Source organism: Pseudomonas sp. E45-MNA-CIBAN-0222 (assembly GCF_040310405.1).
GTDB classification, from domain to species: domain Bacteria; phylum Pseudomonadota; class Gammaproteobacteria; order Pseudomonadales; family Pseudomonadaceae; genus Stutzerimonas; species Stutzerimonas stutzeri_AC.
In genome coordinates this window covers 1-230 of the sequence record NZ_JBEOPU010000268.1, presented here as the reverse complement: position 1 = coordinate 230, position 230 = coordinate 1, and the positions used below count along the sequence as shown (strand labels likewise).

Genomic DNA, 230 nt, shown 5'->3' with positions numbered 1-230 from the left:
GTAGAACGCTTTTTGGCGATCCAAGCCATGGGAAGTGATAATCCAAAATCCGATATTCTACACATCAAAAACTTAGTGTTAAATAAACCATTACCGACACAACAAGCATTGTCGCAAGGATTGGATATGTTAGCGCAAGTGGATTTACGGGCAACGATCGCTCAAATAGAGCAACCGTGGTTACGTATATGGGGCAAGTTAGATAGTTTGGTGCCGAGAAAGATTATCAC

The 230-nt window shown here is 41.7% G+C and carries 1 protein-coding gene; it reads left to right on the top strand.

Annotated features, from left to right (window positions below):
* A partial coding sequence (locus AAEZ08_RS23570) for a hypothetical protein (protein ID WP_500125264.1) occupies positions 1–230 on the top strand: 230 nt, incomplete at both ends.